Origin of the sequence: Agrobacterium sp. Azo12, assembly GCF_029193765.2 — a bacterium.
Taxonomy (GTDB): Bacteria; Pseudomonadota; Alphaproteobacteria; order Rhizobiales; family Rhizobiaceae; genus Agrobacterium.
On the sequence record NZ_JARFYO020000001.1, the window covers coordinates 1,284,706 to 1,305,471 of the forward strand.

A 20,766-nucleotide genomic window follows, 5' to 3' on the forward strand; every position below is an offset into this window, starting at 1 on the left:
CATTTGTTTAGATAGTCATGGACTATAAAGGTGCCGAAATTTCACTTTTATTCGGTAGAACAAATGTCTGTCATTACTAATAAAACCTCTGAAGTGCATGCCGAGTTACGTGCGCTTAATCAGGTTTTTGCTACGGTTCGGTACTCACCGGATGGCAGGATCAAGGCTGCAAATCACAGGTTTTTGCGCATCACTGGATATGAACTACCTGACCTGATTGGCCAGCAGGAAACCATGTTCCTGTCCAAAAGTTACCAGCGCACAGAACAGAACGCGATCTGGGAAGATCTGCGCGCTGGCAAGTTCGTTGAAAAGCGTTCGCTCTGCATCACAAATGGCGGGCATGAAATCTGGCTACATTCGCGTTATGTGTCCCTGCAGAACGACGGTGGCCATATCACTGAAATCGTGCAGATCGTTGAGGATGTGACTGAGCAGCAGACCCGCGAAGCGGACGAGCGCAGCCAGATCATCGCCATTAACAAGACGCAAGCCGTTGCCCATTTCTCGCTGAACGGCGTTATTCTCAGTGCCAATGAAATCTTCCTCAATGCCATGGGTTATGAGGAACAGGAGATACTTGGCCAGCACCACTCAATTTTCATCCAAGAGGAAGAACGAGAAAGTACAGAATACAAAGCCTTCTGGAAGGAACTGTCCAGCGGCGCACACCGCGTGGGGGAATGCCGCCGGATCAACAAGGATGGCAAGGAAGTCTGGCTGCAGGCGGTTTACAGCCCGGTACTAGACCCTGCTGGACGTCCGACAAAGGTGGTTAAATACGCCACAGACATTACCCAGCAAAAGCTGCGTCAAGCCGATTACAGCTGGCAGATTACCGCCATCCACAAGTCGAACCTTGTCATAACCTTTGATATGTACGGCACCATTCTGGATGCCAATGACCTCTTTCTGGAAGCCACCGGCTATACTGAAAACGAAATTTGCGGACGTCATCACCGCATTTTCGTTGAGCCTTCTTATGCCCATAGCGGCGAATATGCCGCCTTCTGGCAGGACCTTCGCAAGGGGCACCATCGCTCCGGCCAGTACCGCCGTATCGGCAAGGACGGCAAGGAGGTCTGGTTGCAGGCGACCTACAATCCGATTTTCGACACCAATGGCCAGCCGGTCAAGGTGGTGAAATACGCCTCTGTGGTCACTGATGAACGTTTGTTGCAGGCCGATAATCAGGGCCAGATTGCTGCGATCCACAACGCGCAATGTGTGATTTCCTTCGAGCTCGACGGCACGATCATCGATGCCAACGAAAACTTCCTCGATGCCACCGGTTACCGCTATTCCGACGTGCGCGGCATGCACCACAGCATGTTTGTCGAAGAAGAGTATGCCAAAACCGAGGACTACCAGTCCTTCTGGAAAAAGCTGTCAGAGGGCAATCATTGCGCGGGTGAGTATCGCCGCATCTGCAAGGATGGTCGCGAGATCTGGCTGCAGGCAACCTACAATCCCATTCTCGACATGAACGGTAAGCCGTTTAAAATCGTCAAATATGCGACCGATGTCACCGCTGACAAAATGATGCATGCCGATCATGTCGGTCAGATCAATGCGATCCATAGATCTCAGGGCGTTGTCGTATTCAACCTTGATGGCACGGTTGCCGAGGCCAATGAAAACTTCCTGTCGATGTTTGGTTATGAGGCCAATGAACTGGACGGCAAACATCACGCGACGCTTGTTGAAAAAGAATTTGCTGCCAGCCGAGAATATGTTGAGTTCTGGGATCTGCTGCGCACAGGTGCTTATCATTCGGGCATGTATAAGCGTCTAGGCAAGGACGGTCGTGAAATCTGGATTCAGGCCTCCTATAACCCCGTTCTCGATCTCGACGGCAAGCCGGTCAAGGTCATCAAATACGCCACCGATGTCAGCTCGAATGTTGCCCTGGCCGAAGCCTTCGAAGATGCTCGCCGTCAGGCCAACCATGATGCGGCAACGTCGCTGCCCAACCGCGCCAAGCTTTCGAGCTTCATGAATGCCTGCCTTGGTGGCCCAGAGGCCAGCATGGTGGTGTTTTACATCGACCTCGACCGCTTCAAGCCGGTCAACGACACCTATGGCCACCATGTCGGCGACCGGGTGTTGGGTGAGGTGGCAGACCGTATGCGCCGCGCGCTGAAAGACGACCAGCTTGTTGCCCGTATCGGAGGCGACGAATTTGTTATTGCCGCACCTGGTATGACGATGGATGAGATCGAGCCATTCTGCAAAAATCTCTACAAGTCTGTCACTCAGCCGATCCGTCACGATGGTGGTGAGGTGAGCATTGGCATGTCAATCGGTATTGCGATCGCGCCAACCGATGCGACGACACCGGATGAGTTGTTGCGGATGGCCGACACGGCGCTGTACCGCTCCAAGGAAAATGGTCGCGGGCATTACAGCTTCTTCGCATCCGACATGAATGAGAAGATCAGCACACAGCGTCAGCTGGCCGAAGACATGCGTCACAGCCTGACGGCGGGCGACTTCTATCTCGAATACCAGCCACGATTTGATACGCGCCAGAGAACGATCCGCAGCGTTGAAGCACTTGTTCGCTGGGCACACCCGGAACATGGCCGCATCAACCCGATGGACTTCATTTCCATTGCCGAACAGAACGGTCTGATCGTTCCGCTGGGCGAATGGATATTGCGCACCGCCTGCAATGCTGCTGCACAATGGGACAGCATCGGCGTTTCCGTCAACGTATCGCCCATTCAGTTCCGAGATGCCGGGCTGGTAGACAAGGTCAAATCCTGCCTGCTGGAAAGCGGTTTGCCTGGCCATCTGCTGGAACTTGAAATCACCGAAGGTGTGCTGCTGGAGGATGCCGAGCGCGCCAATGAAGTTCTGCGGGATTTGAAGGCGCTGGGCATAAAGCTCGCCATGGACGATTTCGGAACCGGATATTCCTCACTGAGCTACCTGCGCAACTTTCCATTTGATGTGATCAAGATCGACCGCAGCTTTATCTCGGACATCGATTCAAGCGACAGCGCACGCTCGATCATTCAGGCCATCCTCGGTCTCGGCAAGGCGCTTGGCCTGTCCGTCACCGCCGAAGGTGTTGAAACCAACGAGCAGCTTGTCATGCTGACTGCGGATCAGTGCAATGAGGTTCAGGGCTTCCTGATGGCGCGACCTTTGACGAAAAATCAGGTCAGCGAACTGCTCAACGAAATCCCGCAACTGAAAAACAAACCGTCCCTGGACGTTCTTCCAAAGGCGTCCTGATAAATCCTTTGCCGGCCTTCATCCCGGCGATGGAACAAAATTTTCCCTTTGCTGTTCTTCATGCGTGAAATCTCATCATGTGTGGAGAACAGATATGAATTGGCTGTCGATAAGTCTTGCGGCAATCACCCTCACAGCCACTTCACTTCCCGCTTTGTCTCAATCCATAAAGGCTGTCAGCCCACCGGCCCAGAAAAACCAAGCTGTGACCGCCGCTTCGGGTGAGGTCCATTACATCACCGATGTTGCAGGCAAGCGCGTTCGTCTTGTCGGCCCGCGTTTTTACACGGATCCAGCAAATGCCATGCAGTTTCCCGGCAGGGAAAACCCGACGCTGGAACGAAATGATCTGGCTGACGCAGCAGCGCGATAAACGACAGGCGGTATGCGGGGGCACATCATGAAAAAGACACAGGCGACAGGGCCGGCGAAAGCCGGGCTTTTGAAACGTGATGATCAGGAAAGCGGCAAGGCGACATTCCCTGAATTGTTCTTTGATCTGGTGTTTGTATTTGCACTTATTCAGTTATCGCACACGCTAGCCGAAGATTTCGGCACGACCGCCCTCATTGAGGCGGCAATCCTTATCTTTGCTTTATGGTGGCTGTGGATCAACACCACCTGGCTGACCAACCTGCTGAACACTGAAAAGGAAGTGGTCAGGCTGTTGCTGTTTGCCATGATGTTTGGTGGCATACTGCTGGCCATTGCCATCCCAGAAGCCTTTGCCGAACAGGGCATGGTGTTTGCCGCCATCTACAGCGCCATTCAGATCGGCAGAACATGTTTTGCACTCTATGTGTTCAAAGGCGTTGATGACGAGAATTATCGCATCTTTGCGCGTATTGCGGTGTGGCTGGTGTTTTCAAGCCTGTTCTGGTTTGCTGGCGCATTGGCCGAACTGCACCTGCGCATCGTGCTGTGGACGCTTGCCATTGCGGTGGAATATGCAGGGCCGCTGGCAAAGTACTACGTACCGGGTCTGCAAACCGGTGGCGAAGAAAAGCTCGGGCTGTCGGGCGAACATCTGGCTGAACGCTGTGCCCTTTTCGTCATCATCTGCCTCGGCGAAACCATTCTGACGACCGGGCGCACCGCATCGGAGCATATGAATTCCAGCCTGACTTTCGTAGTATTCTTCTGCGCCTTTTCCAGCACGGTACTGATGTGGTGGATCTATTTTGATTATGCGCAAAAGCGGGTGTCCGAAAAGGTGGATGGGGCGGCGGAACCGGAAAAGATTGCTCAAAGCCTGTTTAATTACGGTCATTTGCCAATTGTCGCCGGCATCATATTGACGGCTGTGGGTGAAGATTTCAGCCTGTCGCATAGCCATGACGAAGCAACGCTGCGCCAGACACTGGCCATCATCGGTGGGCCGGTCCTGTTTCTGGCCGGAGCGATCGGTGTGAAAATAGCCTCGGCCCATATGCGCCCAGTGTCGCATTTTGTCGGCATTGCCATTTTGGTCGGCTTGCTCTTCCTGCCGGGCCTGCCGCTTTATCTGTTGCAGATTGCCAGTGCCGCCGTGCTGTTGATGGTCGCCATTTGGGAATATCTGGTTGTTCGCCGGCGTGCAGTCACCGTTTCCGCTGCATGACGCTGTGTGGGTGAAATCCTCTCGCATCTTTGCCTGACAAGCCCCATATAGAGGCAAACGCAGGGAGTGAAACCTTGACCCAATTTGATAATTCATATGCCCGTTTGCCTGAGCGGTTCACCGCAGCGGTCATGCCAACACAGGTAAAAGCGCCGCAGCTTATTGCTTTCAACAAGCCACTCGCCGAAGAGCTGGGGCTTGATCTGGCCGATGCCGATGATGCCCGTCTGGCGCAGATTTTTTCCGGCAACACCATTCTACAAGGCTCCGAGCCTCTGGCCATGGCCTATGCTGGTCACCAGTTCGGCGGCTTCGTGCCGCAGCTTGGGGATGGTCGTGCAATCCTGTTGGGTGAGGTGGTCGACACCTCAGGCAAACGCCGCGACATCCAGCTGAAAGGGTCGGGTCGTACGCCGTTCTCTCGGCGAGGGGACGGGCGCGCGGCGCTCGGACCGGTGTTGCGAGAGTATATCGTATCAGAGGCCATGTATGCGCTTGGCATTCCCGCCACACGCGCACTTGCCGCTGTGACGACAGGCGAGCGGGTGCAGCGTGAAACAGGTCTGCCGGGCGGTGTCTTTACCCGCGTTGCCGCAAGCCATATCCGCGTCGGCACATTCCAGTTTTTTGCCGCCAGAGAAGACAATGAGGCCATCAAGGCATTGGCCGATCACGTTATCGATCGCCACTATCCGGACGCCAGACAGGCCGAAAACCCCTATCTTGCCATGCTGCAGGGCATCGCCGCGCGCCAGCTTGAACTGATTTCACGCTGGCTGATGGTCGGTTTCATTCACGGCGTGATGAACACTGACAATATGGCAGTGTCAGGCGAAACCATCGACTTTGGCCCCTGTGCCTTTCTCGATGAATACCAGCCACTGAAGGTGTTTTCTTCCATCGATGCGCAGGGGCGTTACGCCTACAACAACCAGCCCGGCATCGCCCAGTGGAACATTGCCCGGCTGGCGGAGTGCCTGTTGCCGCTGTTGGATGAGAATGTCGAGAAAGCGGCCGAGATGGCCAATGGCGTGCTGGCAGATTTTGCCCAAACCTTTCCACAACGCTGGCTAAGCGGTTTCCGCCAGAAGCTCGGCTTAAGCAATGAAGAGGACGATGACGAAGCGCTGGTGCAGGATCTGCTGGAGCAGATGAAGCTGGGTGAGGTCGATTTCACACTCGCCTTTCGTCGGCTGTGCGATGCCGCCGAGGGTAACGTCGAGCCTTTCCGCAGCATGTTTATTGATCTGCATTCGATGGATACGTGGCTTGCGCGGTGGAAAGAGCGGGCAGGGCGCGAAGTTACGTCACCGCAAGAACGGGTGATCAATATGCGCGCCACCAACCCGGCAATCATTCCGCGCAACCATCGCATTGAGGAGCTGATTGCGGCGGCGGTTGAAGATGGTGACTTTGAACCCTTCCACGACATGTTGAAGGCAATTGCCAAGCCGTTTGAAGAACTGCCGGAATTTTCCGTCTACATGCAGCCGCCAATGGGCCATGAGCGGGTGTTCAGGACATTCTGCGGGACTTAAGTCCAGCGCAAGCAGATTGGGGGCGAAACGTGATCGCCCCCAGTGTGGAGCTTTAGCCGACCTTCGCCAAACCGTCATGCGGCGCGTAATAATGGCCGAAGCGATTATTGAGGAATTTGGGCAGAGCAACTTCTTCCTGCTTCACGAAACCCTTTTGTGGCAGGGTACCATCGGCCAGAAGGTCGAGCACCGTGCAGATTCCGGCGGCTGTGGTGACCTGGATCGCGCTCATCATGCGGCCAGATACGGCGCCGGCATACACCTTGTTGGCATAGGTTTCCTGAAGGAAACGGCCACCGCGCGTACCGCATACAGTCACGAACACAATCACAACATCCTGCATGGTGGCAGGTAGGGCATTTTCAAACAGGTCCTTCAGCACTTCGCGGCGGTTGCGCAGGTTGAGGTCGTTTAGCAGCGCCTTCATGATCGACACATGGCCGGGGTAACGGATAGTGCGGTAGTTCATGGTGCGCACTTTGCCTTCCAGCGTCGCCGCCAGTGTGCCAAGGCCACCCGATGTATTGAACGCCTCATAGGTCACGCCATCCAGTGAAAACTCTTCGCGCTCTTCCAAAGCAGGAACGGCGGTGAGACGTCCTTCGACAATCGCTTCACACTGTTCGATATATTCGTTGATCAGGCCGTCGGTGCTCCAGGTCAGGTTATAGTTGAGCGCATTGGACGGATATTGCGGAAGGGCACCAACCCGCATGCGCACGCTGTCCAGCTTGTCGAAGCGCGACGCGAGATCGGCAGCCACGATGGAGATGAAACCGGGTGCCAGTCCGCACTGCGGGATGAGCGCGGTGTTGGCGGTTTCCGCCAGTGCCTTGACCCGGCGGGTGGATTCAACGTCTTCGGTCAGATCGAGATAATGTGTGCCGACTGCAACCGCTGCTTCGGCGATGCCTGAGGTAAGGTGAAACGGTGCGGCAGACAGCACCGCGAACTGGCCTTTGAGCAAGGCCTCAAGTTCCGGACGGTTGGTAATATCGACAACTTTGGTTTCAACCAGCTCATGAGCCGGCACATTGGCCAACTGTTCTGTAGAACGATCCGCAACGATAATCCGGTAATCACCTGTGGCTGCCAGCATCCATGAAATGGCAGAGCCAATATTTCCAGCGCCAACGACGACAATGTTTTTCATTTTTATTTCCCCACAGGATGATGCAATTTTTTAACAGAATGACGATTTTTCTTGTCGATTCGTAGCTGCATATGTTTCATATAGACGAAATAAATAACGCATAATGCCCATAGGATTGCGCAATATGACGGTGAGCGACAAGGATCGCGCTTTGCTGGCGCTGTTGAGTGGAAATGCCCGGATGCCGGTGACCGAACTGGCGCGCAAACTCGGCCTGTCACGCACCACGGTACAGGCCCGGATCGAGCGTCTGGAAGCAGATGGGGTAATTGCCGGTTACGGCCTTCGGCTGTCGGATGCCTATCGCAGCGGGCTGGTGCGGGCGCATGTGCTGATTACCATCGCGCCCAAATCCCTGCCGGCGGTGACGGCGGCACTCGCCGCGATCAGCGAAGTCACGACACTACACTCTGTCAGCGGCACCTTTGATCTGATTGCTATTCTGGCAGCGCCATCCATTGCCGACCTCGACAGCCTGATTGATCGCATCGGCGCAATCGATGGGGTCGAGCGAACTCTGTCGTCGATTATTCTTTCGACTCGTATTTCGCGCTGAACCGCTCAGTTTTTCTCGGCAGCATTGTCATCATAGGCTTTTTGCGCCGCAAGCACCGCTTCTATATTGCCTTCCGCCCAATGGGTCAGCGCCGCAACGGTTTCATTTAATGTCAGCCCAAGCGGTGTCAGTGAATATTCCACGGTCACCGGGACGGTGGGGAAGACCTCGCGGTTGATGAGGCCGTCACGCTCCAGCTTTTTCAATGTCTGTGACAGAACCTTCTGCGAAATGCCTTTGATGTCGCGTCGCAGATGGTTGAAGCGCACGGTCTTGGAGCGCAGACGGTCCAGGATCAACAGCGCCCATTTGTCGGCCAGCCTGTCCAGCACCATGCGCGTCGGACAGCGATCCTCGTAGACATCATAGACATGTTCCATCTCAACCCCGCTTTGGCATCGTCACCGGTTTCCTGATGGAAACCATGTGACTTTAAAGTGCTCTCTTTCGCTACTTTCGTGATGAAAGTATGTATCTCGAGCATAGATAGTTTCTAACAGATACTAAGAGGTTTTGAAATGTCAGGCAAGGTTCTCGTATTGGGGGCAAATGGAAACGTCGGCAAACCGCTGGTCAAGCTGTTGCTCGACAAGGGCGAAAGCGTGAAGGCCGCGTCCCGCTCCGGTAACGCACTCGATGGTGCGGAAGGCGTGCGGTTTGATTATGATGATGCGGCAACCTTCGGCCCGGCTTTTGAGGGCGTAGATCGCGCCTACATCATGCTGGCTGGCGGTTACGTCGATGCCAAGGGCAAGTTGTTGCCGGTGATTGAGGCTGCTATCAGCCGCAAGATAAAAATCGTCTTCCAGAGCGTGCTCGGTGTCGATGCCGATGACAGCATCCCTTACCGCCAAGTGGAACTGGTAATAATCAATTCGGGTGTGCCTTATGTCATCCTGCGGCCCAATTGGTTCTCGGACAATTTCCACACTTACTGGAAGGCAGGCATCGACCATGGTCAGGTCTCGGTTCCCGCCGATGATGGCAAGTCCAGTTTCATCGATGTGCGGGACATTGCTGCCAGTGCGGCCGCAGCACTGACCTCTAGCAATTTTGATGGCAAGGCATTTAACCTGACCGGGCCTAAGGCATTGGGTTACGCGGATGCGATCGCTCTTATCTCTAAGGCAACCGGCAAGCCTGTGACCTATTCGACCTTGAGTGACGAGGCCTTTATCAGTCTTTTGACTGGTGTTGGTGTACCGGAGGATTACGCAACATTCCTCACCTCGATCTTCTACCCGGTCCGTCAGGGTTGGACGTCAGGTGTAACCGGTGATGTTGAAACACTGACTGGTAAACCCGCACGTTCGCTGGAAACCTACATCGCCGATAATCTCGCGACACTCAAGGCGTAAGCGAAGACTTTAGATAGGGCAGAGCTGTTCTGCCCTATTCTGTCAGACTGCGCCGCTGAATGAAAAACGCCTTTAGCCGCTCCGTCTCTTCCGCGTTCCAGCCTTGTGGCTGCGTCACCTGGATCCACGCGTCAATATAATGCTCCGGCGCATAGACGTGGCCATAACCCATCGGTGCCGTTGTCGCAGAGGCGACATCAAGTCCCAATTGCAGAAGTGTCACGACAGGGAACCAGCGCAGCGACAGCGACACATCCGGCCCTCGCGGCGTGTCCATCCATGCGGGACGACGATAAAGCGCCGATGGCTCGAAGAAGGTAATCGGGTCGCTGGCATATTGCAGGTAGACAATCCGCATCGGTCCCCACGGCTTGTCTGGCATTTCCGCCGTGTTGGTCTGATTGGCAAAACGGATGACCGACGAATCCCGGAAGCGTGGCAACCATGCCGGCGAGCCCGGTTCGCGGCCATTGGTCGCCATGCGCCATGTTGTGCTGGAAAAGGGTGGTCCGCTCCATAGGGCACCGTCAAACGGATCGGCCAAAACATCATAAAGATCCGAAGACTTCTGGGAGTTCAGCGAACCAAGGCTTAACCCATGCAGGTAGAGTTTGGGGCGCTGGTCTTTTGGCAGCGTGGTCCAGTAACCATAGACCTCCTGAAACAGCGCCCGGCCGGTTTCGATGCCGTAATCCGGCTCTGTCAGCAGCGCCAGCCAGCTGGAGAGATAAGAGTATTGCACGGCGATGCTGGCCGTATCGCCATGGTGCAGATATTCCAGCGTGTCGACTGCCTCAGGGTCGATCCAGCCGGTGCCGGTCGGCACGATGATAGCGAGCATCGAGCGTTCAAAGCCGCCTTGGCGCTTCAATTCCTCCAGCGCCAGTTTTGCTCGCGCCTGCGGTGTCTCGGCTGAGTTCAGGCCGGTATAGACCCGGATGGGTTCCATCGCCGGTTTGGTGGTGAACGCTTCGATTTCTGCCTTCGAAGGGCCGGTTGCCACATATTCACGCCCGCGTCGGCCAAGCCCCTCCCAATTGACCAGCGATGCGCTGCTGCCGGTTTTGCTGGCATCGGTCGGCCGTGCAACATCCGGTTCCATCATCGAGTCGAACTGTTTGAGGGACGAGTCCATTGCTCGCAGGCCAATGTCGAAAATGATGCCGTTGACCACCATCCATGATAGCGACACGGCAACTGCGATGCCGACAACATTCGCCACCCGGCGCGGCAGGAAACGGCCACTGCGTTGTGACGTAAACCGCAGGATGAACTGGAAAAGGCGACCGGCTGCAATCAGCACAATGCTGATCGCCGCAGCGATCAGGCCGGTTTTGGTTGGATGTGCGCTGTCAACGGGGTGTAGCTGCATCAATATACGAATGGAGTTCTGCCATTCGGCTGCCTGCCACAGGAAAAAGATCGCGGTAACCAGGCTTGCAAAAGAAATGAGGAACCGTATGCCGCGCGCCTGATGGCGGTTCGGTTCCGGCAATTGCAGATAGGCCCACACCCAGTGCAGGAAGACACCGATCATGTAACCGGTGCTGAAGGCAAATCCACACAGTGCGCCCTGCATGACATAGGTCCGTGGCAGCAGGCTTGGCGTCAGCGACACGCAGAAAAACAGCGTGCCAATCAGAATGCCGGTGATTGAAAGAGAACGGAGACTATTCCTAAGGAATTGAAAATTCATGAGGGTTTCAAAATCCTGTTGGTCATTCCCGCAAGTCTATTACGGGTGTTTGGCTAAAGCCAACAGATAACTGTAATAATCAATGGGGGGCAGGAATGTGGTCCCGTGATTAAAGTCCCACGATAAGACACGCTTATGGTAAGACGGCTTTTCTGTTGAATTAGAGGAAACCGGCAATGGCCAAACGAACGTCACCTTGGGGTGGAAGTTATTCACACAAGATAAAGACCAACAAGCCGAAGAACGTGGGCGAGGCCGCTAACAATCGTCTGATGGCTATTGAGGCGATCGACCGCGGCAAGTGTTTGTCGCTGACATATGAAGGCCTTCCCAGGGTTGTCGAAGTTCACACTGTCGGAACGACAACGGCGTTTCGGCCAGCGATGAGCGCTTGGCAAGTAGATGGTGAAAGCAACACGCCACCCATTCCTGATTGGCGTTTATTCAGCTTCGATGAATGCTTTAACGTCGCGCTGACGAGCACTCCATCAGAGGGCCCGCACCGGTTATAGAAGCGGTGCCAAACAATTCCGGAAAATCGACAGAGAGATTTGAAGTGTCGGTCCGACGCAACATGTTGCGTCATATGGTACAGGCACCCCAATAAAGTAAGGGGCACTATGTGCCCCCTACGAAAACTAAGAAAATATTACTTTTTGCTCGACGTAGCCGGCTTTTGCTTCGATCCCAGATCGCGCATCTGACGCCATTCATCTTCTAGACGCTGTGCAACATCATGGGGAATTGTCGATGTCATTGGCATTCCTCCTATTGGTCATGGCGGGGTGATGAACGTGAGGATTACTGTGATTGTTCCCGGCTTCAAGCAAAAAAATACTCCCGACTAGGCTTTGAGGCATTAAAATCGATTAAGATTTTTTCAAATCGATTAGCATTTGATGAACGGCAATAATTGGCCTGCCGAGGAAAGGTGACGCCCTGTGTCATAGCGGGTCTTTCGAGGCAGGCCGTCCTTTTTCAGGACAGAAAATGCATTAAATCCTGAACTAAGAATCTGCCCCCAAAACTGCTGCGAGATTATTTCAGCCCAACCACGCGGATTGAACATACAACGCGCAGGTGATATCGCCGGGGCAGTTCAGACGAATATAAAGCAGGTGCAGCCGTGATCCGTCACATCGTTTTTTTCACAGCCACAAAAGCAAATCGCGAAGCGGTCCGGGCAGGTCTGTCGATCCTCACGGCGATCCCGCACGCGTCCAAGCTGGAGATCGGCGAGAATGTGAAAAACGATCAGTGGGACAATGAGGTTGATTTTGTCGTCTACGGTGAGTTCGAAGACGAAGCAGCTCTTGCCGCCTACAAGGCCCACCCGGAATACAATCGCTCGACCTCCACGGTAAAGCCGCTGCGCGAAATCCGCATCGCTGCCGACTATGATAACGCCAAGGCTGTGACCAGCCCGATCGTCGATTGAGCTTTTCGCCCTATAAAAATGACAGGATTTGCAAACCGCCCGATAGAGATTTCAGGGCGGTTTTTTGTACTCGCTGGCCATCATTCTAGGTGGCGGGATCGAAATCATCCATGAGGATGAAGGTACCTTCCTGCCGCTGGTGCTGATTGATCAGCGGCACCAGACGGGTGAAATGTTCGGTCGCACAATGGGCATCGAGTGCTGCTCGGTCTGGCCATTCCTCAATAAAAATGAAGTGGCCGGGATCTTTCTGATCAACAAAAAGATCATAGGCGATGCAGAGTTTTTCCTGTTTGGTTTTCTCAACCAGCTCGCGGTACAGCGGCATAACGATATCGACCGCCTCTGGCCTGATGAAATCCTGCGCAATGACTTTGAGCATAACCAATACCTCACGAAAACAAACCGCTACGACCTTTTGCGGAATCAAATTCCGCCAAAGTTGAATCAGTGTGTGAAGTACCGGACTCATTGTGTGAAGGACAGCGCGCAAGAGATTCAAATGAATCATCAAATCAGGTTTGATAAAGCGCAAAACACGGTCTTTCAGGCCAAGACTGGTGGTCCTGCCAGTAATGCCAATCTTAATTCGAAGAAATGAAATATGTCTGAACTTCCCGATCGAACCCGGCAACTGCAAGGGCGGCATCGATTGGTGGGATAGTAACAGTTTTCATCCGCAAAGGGGCTCGCCAACTCGCTCTTGTAGAATCACACTGTGGATATCCGCAGACAGCGTCTCCATGTACTTGGTAGTACGACTTCGTTTTACGGCAAAGTTTTTGCCATCAAGTCTTTGAAATGACAAAGCAGGGAAGGGCGCTGTAAACCTTGTTTTCTTGAATTATGGCGTCATTCATTTGCCATTCAGACGTATTGCGCTACATATTCTCTACCGTGTTTTGTATTTGGAAGTTTGTGGAATGGCATCACCTCTGATCATAGCGACGCTTGCAGCCGGACTATCCGGCTTCATAGCGCCGGAGGCTGATATGCAGGACCGGGTGATATTGGCCGCTGTAGATTGCAGTGCTGCCGTCTCCCGTGTCATCCGCGAAACCGGCGGCCAGCTTCTTTCCGCCCAGCCGTCGGGGGACGGCCAGAGTTGCGTTGTGACTGTGCTGGTGCAGGGCGGCGGTGAGCGACCAAGAAAAGTCACGATGAGAGTTCCCATGTAACTGGAGTTGCTGGCGGCGGGGGTATATCCTCGCCAGCAACCGGGCGGTGGGTGAATTAGAGGGTTAAGGGCGGACATGCGCATTCTTGTGGTCGAGGACGACACAAATCTCAACCGACAGCTGACAGACGCGTTGAAGGAAGCAGGATACGTGGTCGACCAAGCCTTTGATGGCGAGGAAGGGCACTACCTTGGCGATACCGAGCCCTATGATGCTGTCGTGCTGGATATCGGCCTGCCGCAGATGGATGGCATTACCGTTGTCGAAAAATGGCGTGGAAGTGGCAAGGGCATGCCGGTTTTGATGCTGACGGCGCGCGATCGCTGGAGCGACAAGGTGGCCGGTATTGATGCCGGTGCCGACGACTATGTCACCAAACCATTCCATGTCGAGGAAGTTCTTGCCCGTGTGCGCGCACTCATTCGCCGCGCCGCTGGCCATGCCTCTTCTGAAATCATCTGTGGTCCGGTTCGCCTCGATACCAAGACCTCCAAGGCTACTGTTAACGGCATCACGCTCAAGCTGACCTCACACGAATTCCGCTTGCTGTCCTACCTCATGCATCACATGGGTGAGGTCGTGTCCCGCACCGAACTGGTCGAACATATGTATGATCAGGATTTCGACCGTGACTCCAACACGATCGAAGTGTTTGTCGGTCGCTTGCGAAAGAAGATCGGCATCGATCTTATCGAGACCATTCGCGGTCTGGGTTACCGCATGCAAGCGCCTGAAAATGCAAAATAGCTCGCTAACTGCCCGCGTTCTGCTGCTAGCCTCTTTATGGTCAGCACTGGCGCTGGTGGTGATTGCTGTGACAATTTCCACATTGTACCGGCAGGGTGCTGAGCGCAGCTTCAGCGACCTTCTGCGTGCCCAGCTTTATAACGTCATCAACTCGGTCTCGATCAGCAATGAAAATACGCTGACCGGCAGCCCGCAGCTAGGCGACCTGCGCTTTGCCCAGCCTGATACCGGTTGGTACTGGGTGGTGGAACCGCTTGGAAACTTTACCGCCGCTCCCTTGGTGTCGTCATCGCTCGGTGTGGCAAGCCTGCCAGTTCCCGGCATTCTCGACGCTCCGTTCGACAGCCGTTATGAGCGGTTTTATCCCGTGGTCGATGAGGCCGGTAACCGTGTACTGGTTGCGGAAACGGAAGTGGTGTTGGATGGCGAGGGACGTGCAGCGCGGTTTCGCGTGACCGGCAACCTTGATGTCGTCGAAGATGATATCGCCAGCTTTTCCAACAGCCTTTACATCGCACTGGCCATTTTTGGTGTCGGTAGTCTTGCAGTGAATGGCTTTGCCATTCTGTTCGGCCTTCGTCCACTCGACCGGGCAAAGGTTGCGCTTGGAAAAGTGCGCAGTGGTGATGCCGAACGTCTCGAAGGAACCTTTCCGCGTGAAATTCAGCCGCTTGCCACGGAAATCAATGCGCTGATCGATAGCAACCGCAGACTTGTCGAGCGTGCACGTATGCAGGTGGGGAATCTGGCCCATTCGCTGAAAACCCCGATTGCCGTTTTGTTGAATGAGGCTCGGCTGCTGGATCATCAGCAAGGCGAACTTGTTCGCACGCAGGCCGAGGCGATGCAGGCGCAGGTTCAATCTTATCTCAGCCGGGCACGTATCGCCGCGCAGCGGGGTTCCATTCTGGCGCGTGTCGAAGCAGAGCCTGCACTGGAGCGGCTGGTACGTGTGATGCGCCGCCTTAACAGCGACAAGAATTTTACGCTGCAAGTGGCGCCAGCCGGTCTGGTTCTGGCCATGGAGCAGCAGGATCTCGAAGAGGTGGTTGGCAACCTGCTTGAGAATGCGGCACGGTTTGCCGCCTCTAACGTTAGTCTGACGCTGGAAGTTTCCACGCAGGGACCGTCAGATCCCGAAGATGCCCGCCGAACCTGGGTGAACCTTGTTGTCGAGGATGATGGTCCGGGACTGGAGCCTGAGCAGATCAGTGAAGCGATGAAACGTGGCAAACGTCTGGATGAAAGCAAGCCCGGAACGGGGCTTGGCCTGTCCATCGTCAGCGAGGTTGCCTCGGAATATCATGGCACATTCAAGCTGTCGCGCAGCGCACTCGGCGGCCTCAAGGCTGAGCTGTTGCTGCCGGGACTTTCGAAAGAACACGGATGACAGTGCATGCTATTCAAAAAACGACACCGGAAAACCGTGCAGCTTTCGTGGATCGTGCCGGAACGGCTGACGGCAAAGAGTCACTAAAACGCACCATGTCTTTGTTTTTACGTGTATCCCGAAGTAAAACTGCTTCACTCTTTTTCTGGAAGTGTTCTAGAATAGCGACAAGCGTATTCGTGGCCGGTGAAAACAGAAAAACAAGATTTGGTAAGATGATCAATCTCGCAATGCGTTCGGCAGTCGTATCGGCTGTATCCCTGTCTGTTTTGAGTGCCTGCACAACGACCAACCGTGCAGCGGGCACCGGTGGTTTGCTGTCGCGCAGCTCCGCCACCTCGACACCCTATATCGCCAGCCTGCAGGGGGGCATCATCGCGCGCAGCGGTTTGAAGTTTGAACGCAATGACCTGCAGCGCGCATTGGAAGCCGAATACAAGGCACTTGAGGCAGCCCCCGGTGGCCAGCCCGTGGCCTGGAGCGGCGACGACGGCAAGGGTCAGGTTGTGGCGGCAGCCCCGTATCAGGTCGGCGGACAGAATTGCCGCCAGTATACCCACACCATCACTGCGGACAGCCGCGAAACGAAAGTGCGCGGAACAGCGTGCCGAAATGCGGACGGATCCTGGACGCCTTTGACATAAGTCATGGCAAGAGGGTGTTTTTAGCCCCATGAAAGATACGCAAGGTTGCGGCACATTGCCTCAAATTTGCGTTATTGCGGGCCTGCTTGTTTCAAAAGGGACCGCCTTCGAGTAATGGGCATTATGTTCTGGATTATCGTCGCCATACTGACGGCAGCCGTGGCTGTTGTCCTCATGTACCCCCTGATGCGCAAGGCCGAAGTGCTGGAGGCAACAGAGAGCGGTGAAGTTGCTGTTTACAAGGACCAGATCGCGGAACTTGAACGCGAGCGTAAAGGCGGCCTGATAAGCGATTCCGAAGCGGAATATGCGCGTGCGGAAATCGGCCGGCGGCTTCTGGCTGCTGATGCAAAAAGTTCCACGGAAGCGAACAAGCCTGCCCGCGTGCAAAGCAGCCACAAGTTTGCGTCTGCATTTGTCACTGTGCTGCTGCCTGCCTTTGGTCTCTGTCTTTACTTGCTGACCGGCAGTCCGGAAAAACCGGACATGCCGCTAGAGGCACGTCTTGCAAACCCAGGCAATAACATGTCGCTGCTGATCGCCAAGGCCGAACGTCATCTGGCGGAAAACCCTGAGGATGGCGCAGGTTGGGACATTCTGGCACCGATCTACTTCCGCACCATGCGTTTGGGTGATGCCGAGCTTGCCTACCGCAACGCCATCCGTATCCAGGGGCCAAGCTCAGACCGCCTGATTGGTCTTGGAGAAACGCTGGTGGCGGCAAATGACGGTATCGTCACCGAAGATGCACGCTCAGCCTTTGAAGAAGGCCTTCGCCTTGACGCCACCAATCCGCGCGCCCGTTTTTATGTTGGCCTTGCCTATGAGCAGGCGGGCAGAAAACAGGAGGCACTGGCCGCCTTTGAGGGATTGGTGAAGGATTCCAAATCGGATTCGCCGTGGCTGCCACTGGTCAATGAGCATATCGCAGCATTGAAACAGGACAACGGACCGACTGTCGACAGGGCGCAAACCCAGACACAGGGTCAGGCACAATCACAGGGTAGTGAGCAGCTTGGCAATCCGAGCGCTGAAGATATCGCCAATGCGCAAACCATGAACACCGAAGACCGTCAGGCGATGATCCTCGGCATGGTGGAAAGCCTTGATGCACGACTGCAGGAAAATCCTGACAACTTTGAGGGCTGGATGCGTCTGGTCCGTTCCTATGCCATGCTCAAGAACGAGACCAAGGCACAGGAAGCTCTGAAAACCGGCCTGAAATCATTCCCCGCACAGGGCGTACAGGGAAAACAGCTGGTTGCTTTGGCAAAAGAGCTGGGACTGTCGCTTGAAGGAGTTTCGCAATGACACGCAAGCAGAAACGCCTGACGATCATTGGCGGAGGGGTCAGTTTTATCATTGCCGCAGTTCTGCTGGTCATGTTCGCCTTCGGGCAGGCCGTTGCCTATTTTTACATGCCGTCTGATCTGGCCAAGACCACCGTTGAACCTGGCACTCGCATTCGTCTCGGCGGGCTGGTGGGTGAAAACTCCGTCAAGCGCGGCGAGGGCACGACGATCAGCTTCAACGTTACCGATGGCTCGGCAACCGTACCGGTAACCTATACCGGTATTCTTCCAGATCTTTTCCGCGAGGGACAAGGCGTTGTCACCGAGGGCTCGTTTGATGCGGCAAGCCACATGTTCGTGGCCGATAGTGTTTTGGCCAAACATGATGAAAACTACATGCCCAAGGAAGTTGCCGACGGTCTGAAAAAACAGGGTCTGTGGCAGCATGGTGAGGAAGAAGCCGCAAGTGGAGCAAAGCAATGATTACCGAGGTCGGCCACTATTCGCTGGTGCTTGCATTGGCTGTCGCCTTGATCGTGTCGATCCTGCCGGTGATTGGCGCGCGTCGTAACGATGTGGCACTGATGGATATCGGAAGCCTCGGCTCCATCATGTTGTTCCTGCTGGTCAGCCTTTCTTTTGCAGCGCTCACCAGAGCCTATGCGGTGTCCGACTTCTCGGTCGCCAATGTCTACCAGAACTCGCATTCGATGATGCCAATGCTCTACAAGCTCACTGGCGTTTGGGGCAACCATGAAGGCTCGATGATGCTGTGGTTGCTGATTATCACCTTCTTCAGCGCGCTGGTCGCCATTTACGGCCGCAACCTGCCGGATACGCTCAAGGCCAACGTGCTGGCAGTTCAGGCGTGGATTACTCTCGCTTTCCTGCTGTTCATTCTGCTGACTTCGAACCCGTTCGAACGACTTGATCCGGCGCCAGCCGAAGGCCAGGACCTCAATCCGATCCTGCAGGACTTCGGTCTGGCGATCCATCCGCCGCTTCTCTATCTCGGTTATGTCGGCTTTTCCGTCTGTTTCTCCTTTGCTGTAGCTGCCTTGTTGGACGGTCGCATCGACGCCGCCTGGGCGCGCTGGGTGCGTCCATGGACGCTGGCCGCATGGACCTTTCTGACGGCAGGCATTTCCATGGGTTCTTACTGGGCCTATTACGAGCTCGGTTGGGGCGGCTGGTGGTTCTGGGACCCGGTTGAAAACGCGTCCTTCATGCCATGGCTTGCCGGTACGGCACTGCTTCATTCGGCAATCGTCATGGAAAAACGCGAAGCGCTGAAAATCTGGACGGTGCTTCTTGCCATCATGACCTTCTCGCTATCGCTGCTGGGGACCTTCCTGGTGCGTTCCGGTGTGTTGACCTCGGTCCACGCCTTCGCGACCGATCCAAGCCGCGGTATCTTCATCCTCGGCATTCTGACCGTGTTTATCGGTGGTGCGTTTGCGCTGTTTGCCTGGCGGGCACCGATGTTGAAGGCGGGTGGCATGTTCGCGCCGATTTCGCGCGAAGGTGCGCTTGTCCTCAACAACCTTGTCCTGACGGTTGCCACCGCAACGGTTTTGACCGGCACGCTTTATCCGCTGGTTCTGGAAACCTTGACCGGTGAAAAGATTTCGGTCGGTGCTCCATTCTTCAATCTGACGTTCGGCCTTCTGATGGTACCGATCCTCATCATCACACCATTTGGGCCGTTGCTGGCCTGGAAACGCGGTGATGCGCTGGGTGCCCTGCAGCGGCTCTATGTTGCAGCCTCACTTGCTTTCTTGGTCGGTCTTGTTCTGTGGTACGTGGAAAATGGCGGCCCGGTTATGGCGGCGCTGGGTATTGCCGCCGGTTTCTTCCTGATCATCGGTGCCTTTACCGACCTCTGGTACCGCGCCAACTTTGGCAAGCTGGCCTTCGGCATTGCTTTCCGCCGTCTGAAAGGTTTGCCACGCTCCGCATTCGGTACGGCTCTTGCCCATATGGGCCTTGGCATCACGGTTCTCGGCATCGTCATCGTGACCACTTACGAAACCGAACATGTGCTGGAAATGAAACCGGGCATGGTCACCGAAGCCGGGGGGTATACGCTGGTTTTTGACGGCATGCGCAGTGCTGCCGGCCCGAACTTTACCGAAGATCGTGGCCACTTCAACATTTTGAAGGGCGGTGTGATGGTTGCTGACGTTTGGTCGTCCAAGCGGCTTTACACCGCACGACGTATGCCAACCACTGAAGCGGGCATTCTGACCTTCGGCCTCAGCCAGCTTTACGTCTCGCTTGGTGATCTCACCGAAAATGGTGGCATTGTCGTGCGTGTCTGGTGGAAACCATTCATTCTGTGCATCTGGGGCGGTACGCTGTTCATGATGGCCGGCGGCTTCATGTCTCTGAGTGACCGCAGGCTGCGGGTGGGGGCGCCCACGCGCAAGGTCAAACCGGTCAAGACACCAGCACTGGAGGCGGCCGAATGATCCGCAGTCTCGTCGTCGCCGTGCTTCTGCTGTTTTCGACAGTCCCTGCCATGGCGGTTCTGCCGGATGAAATCTTGAGCGATCCTGTTCTGGAAGAGCGCGCAAGAAATCTTTCGGCGCAACTGCGCTGTATGGTGTGCCAGAATCAGTCCATCGATGATTCGAACGCAGAACTGGCCCGCGATCTGCGCGTGCTGGTGCGGGAACGTCTGGTCAGCGGCGACAGCGATCAGGACGTGATTGCTTATGTTGTGTCCCGTTACGGCGAATTCGTGCTTCTCAAGCCACGTTTCAGCGCTCGTACCGTGTTGTTGTGGGGCGCACCTATCCTGCTGACGCTGGCTGGCGTCACATCGCTGCTGGTTTTTGCCAGACGGCGTAATACACTGCCCACACAGCAGAAATTGTCTTCTGACGAGGAAGCGAAAATCCGCTCACTGCTGGAAAAACAGGACTGACCCT

General features: G+C 55.1%; 20 protein-coding genes. 16 read left to right on the forward strand and 4 right to left on the reverse strand.

What is annotated here, in order from left to right:
* The first annotated feature begins 63 nt into the window (after window positions 1-63).
* The 4 genes from PYL13_RS05900 to PYL13_RS05915 all read left to right on the forward strand — a co-directional run bounded on the left by PYL13_RS05900 (window position 64) and on the right by PYL13_RS05915 (window position 6,381).
* Complete coding sequence (locus PYL13_RS05900) at window positions 64-3,243, forward strand: bifunctional diguanylate cyclase/phosphodiesterase (protein WP_275640737.1); 3,180 nt, start codon at window positions 64-66, stop codon at window positions 3,241-3,243.
* Window positions 3,244-3,337: 94 nt separating this feature from the next.
* The gene (locus PYL13_RS05905; protein WP_275640738.1) at window positions 3,338-3,616 is read left to right on the forward strand and encodes a hypothetical protein; all 279 of its coding nucleotides are present in this window, start codon (window positions 3,338-3,340) and stop codon (window positions 3,614-3,616) included.
* A 27-nt stretch (window positions 3,617-3,643) separates the two neighbouring features.
* Window positions 3,644-4,843 carry a low temperature requirement protein A gene (locus PYL13_RS05910; protein ID WP_275640739.1) on the forward strand — a complete coding sequence of 400 codons (1,200 nt, stop codon included), beginning with the start codon at window positions 3,644-3,646 and terminating at the stop codon, window positions 4,841-4,843.
* A 74-nt stretch (window positions 4,844-4,917) separates the two neighbouring features.
* Complete coding sequence (locus PYL13_RS05915; RefSeq protein WP_275640740.1) at window positions 4,918-6,381, forward strand: protein adenylyltransferase SelO; 1,464 nt, start codon at window positions 4,918-4,920, stop codon at window positions 6,379-6,381.
* Between the two features lie 52 nt (window positions 6,382-6,433).
* On the opposite strand, the gene PYL13_RS05920 is transcribed toward PYL13_RS05915, so the two are convergent.
* Window positions 6,434-7,534, reverse strand: coding sequence for a saccharopine dehydrogenase family protein (locus PYL13_RS05920; protein WP_250983040.1), 1,101 nt, complete (start codon window positions 7,532-7,534; stop codon window positions 6,434-6,436).
* 124 nt (window positions 7,535-7,658) lie between these two features.
* On the opposite strand from PYL13_RS05920, the gene PYL13_RS05925 reads away from it, so the two are divergent.
* A complete protein-coding gene (locus PYL13_RS05925) occupies window positions 7,659-8,090 on the forward strand; it encodes an Lrp/AsnC family transcriptional regulator (protein ID WP_275640741.1) in 432 nt (143 codons plus the stop codon).
* A 5-nt stretch (window positions 8,091-8,095) separates the two neighbouring features.
* On the opposite strand, the gene PYL13_RS05930 is transcribed toward PYL13_RS05925, so the two are convergent.
* A complete protein-coding gene (locus tag PYL13_RS05930) occupies window positions 8,096-8,470 on the reverse strand; it encodes a winged helix-turn-helix transcriptional regulator (RefSeq protein ID WP_275640742.1) in 375 nt (124 codons plus the stop codon).
* Window positions 8,471-8,608: 138 nt separating this feature from the next.
* Between PYL13_RS05930 and PYL13_RS05935 the strand changes: the two genes are divergently transcribed.
* On the forward strand, window positions 8,609-9,448 hold the full coding sequence (locus PYL13_RS05935) for an SDR family oxidoreductase (RefSeq protein ID WP_275640743.1): 840 nt from the start codon (window positions 8,609-8,611) through the stop codon (window positions 9,446-9,448).
* A 34-nt stretch (window positions 9,449-9,482) separates the two neighbouring features.
* Here PYL13_RS05935 and PYL13_RS05940 read toward each other — a convergent pair whose 3' ends face one another.
* Window positions 9,483-11,144: an alpha/beta hydrolase gene (locus tag PYL13_RS05940; protein ID WP_275640744.1), complete on the reverse strand. Its 1,662-nt coding sequence runs from the start codon at window positions 11,142-11,144 to the stop codon at window positions 9,483-9,485.
* Between the two features lie 176 nt (window positions 11,145-11,320).
* On the opposite strand from PYL13_RS05940, the gene PYL13_RS05945 reads away from it, so the two are divergent.
* Together PYL13_RS05945 and PYL13_RS05950 are read left to right on the forward strand one after the other, a co-directional pair.
* Window positions 11,321-11,656: a hypothetical protein gene (locus PYL13_RS05945; protein WP_275640745.1), complete on the forward strand. Its 336-nt coding sequence runs from the start codon at window positions 11,321-11,323 to the stop codon at window positions 11,654-11,656.
* Window positions 11,657-12,270: 614 nt separating this feature from the next.
* Window positions 12,271-12,582, forward strand: a complete 312-nt coding sequence (locus PYL13_RS05950) for a Dabb family protein (RefSeq protein WP_250983035.1) — start codon at window positions 12,271-12,273, stop codon at window positions 12,580-12,582.
* An 85-nt stretch (window positions 12,583-12,667) separates the two neighbouring features.
* On the opposite strand, the gene PYL13_RS26930 is transcribed toward PYL13_RS05950, so the two are convergent.
* Window positions 12,668-13,231 carry a putative quinol monooxygenase gene (locus tag PYL13_RS26930; protein WP_368077674.1) on the reverse strand — a complete coding sequence of 188 codons (564 nt, stop codon included), beginning with the start codon at window positions 13,229-13,231 and terminating at the stop codon, window positions 12,668-12,670.
* Window positions 13,232-13,505: 274 nt separating this feature from the next.
* Here PYL13_RS26930 and PYL13_RS05960 point away from each other — a divergent pair, with 274 nt between their 5' ends.
* The 8 genes from PYL13_RS05960 (at window position 13,506) to PYL13_RS05995 (ending at window position 20,762) form a co-directional block, all read left to right on the forward strand.
* The gene (locus PYL13_RS05960; protein ID WP_192487330.1) at window positions 13,506-13,760 is read left to right on the forward strand and encodes a hypothetical protein; all 255 of its coding nucleotides are present in this window, start codon (window positions 13,506-13,508) and stop codon (window positions 13,758-13,760) included.
* A 75-nt stretch (window positions 13,761-13,835) separates the two neighbouring features.
* Window positions 13,836-14,507 (forward strand): response regulator transcription factor, encoded by a 672-nt coding sequence (locus PYL13_RS05965; protein WP_192487331.1) that lies wholly within the window; start codon window positions 13,836-13,838, stop codon window positions 14,505-14,507.
* Window positions 14,497-15,897, forward strand: a complete 1,401-nt coding sequence (locus PYL13_RS05970; RefSeq protein ID WP_275640746.1) for a sensor histidine kinase — start codon at window positions 14,497-14,499, stop codon at window positions 15,895-15,897. Before PYL13_RS05965 ends, PYL13_RS05970 begins: the two co-directional genes overlap by 11 nt.
* A 215-nt stretch (window positions 15,898-16,112) precedes the next feature.
* On the forward strand, window positions 16,113-16,541 hold the full coding sequence (locus PYL13_RS05975) for a hypothetical protein (RefSeq protein ID WP_275640747.1): 429 nt from the start codon (window positions 16,113-16,115) through the stop codon (window positions 16,539-16,541).
* Window positions 16,542-16,664: 123 nt separating this feature from the next.
* Window positions 16,665-17,852, forward strand: coding sequence for a c-type cytochrome biogenesis protein CcmI (gene ccmI, locus PYL13_RS05980; RefSeq protein ID WP_275641378.1), 1,188 nt, complete (start codon window positions 16,665-16,667; stop codon window positions 17,850-17,852).
* Window positions 17,849-18,316, forward strand: coding sequence for a cytochrome c maturation protein CcmE (ccmE, locus tag PYL13_RS05985; protein WP_192487334.1), 468 nt, complete (start codon window positions 17,849-17,851; stop codon window positions 18,314-18,316). The genes ccmI and ccmE overlap by 4 nt, the downstream gene beginning before the upstream one ends.
* A complete protein-coding gene (locus tag PYL13_RS05990) occupies window positions 18,313-20,304 on the forward strand; it encodes a heme lyase CcmF/NrfE family subunit (RefSeq protein WP_275640748.1) in 1,992 nt (663 codons plus the stop codon). Before ccmE ends, PYL13_RS05990 begins: the two co-directional genes overlap by 4 nt.
* Complete coding sequence (locus PYL13_RS05995; RefSeq protein ID WP_250983030.1) at window positions 20,301-20,762, forward strand: cytochrome c-type biogenesis protein; 462 nt, start codon at window positions 20,301-20,303, stop codon at window positions 20,760-20,762. Before PYL13_RS05990 ends, PYL13_RS05995 begins: the two co-directional genes overlap by 4 nt.
* The last annotated feature ends 4 nt before the right edge of the window (window positions 20,763-20,766 follow it).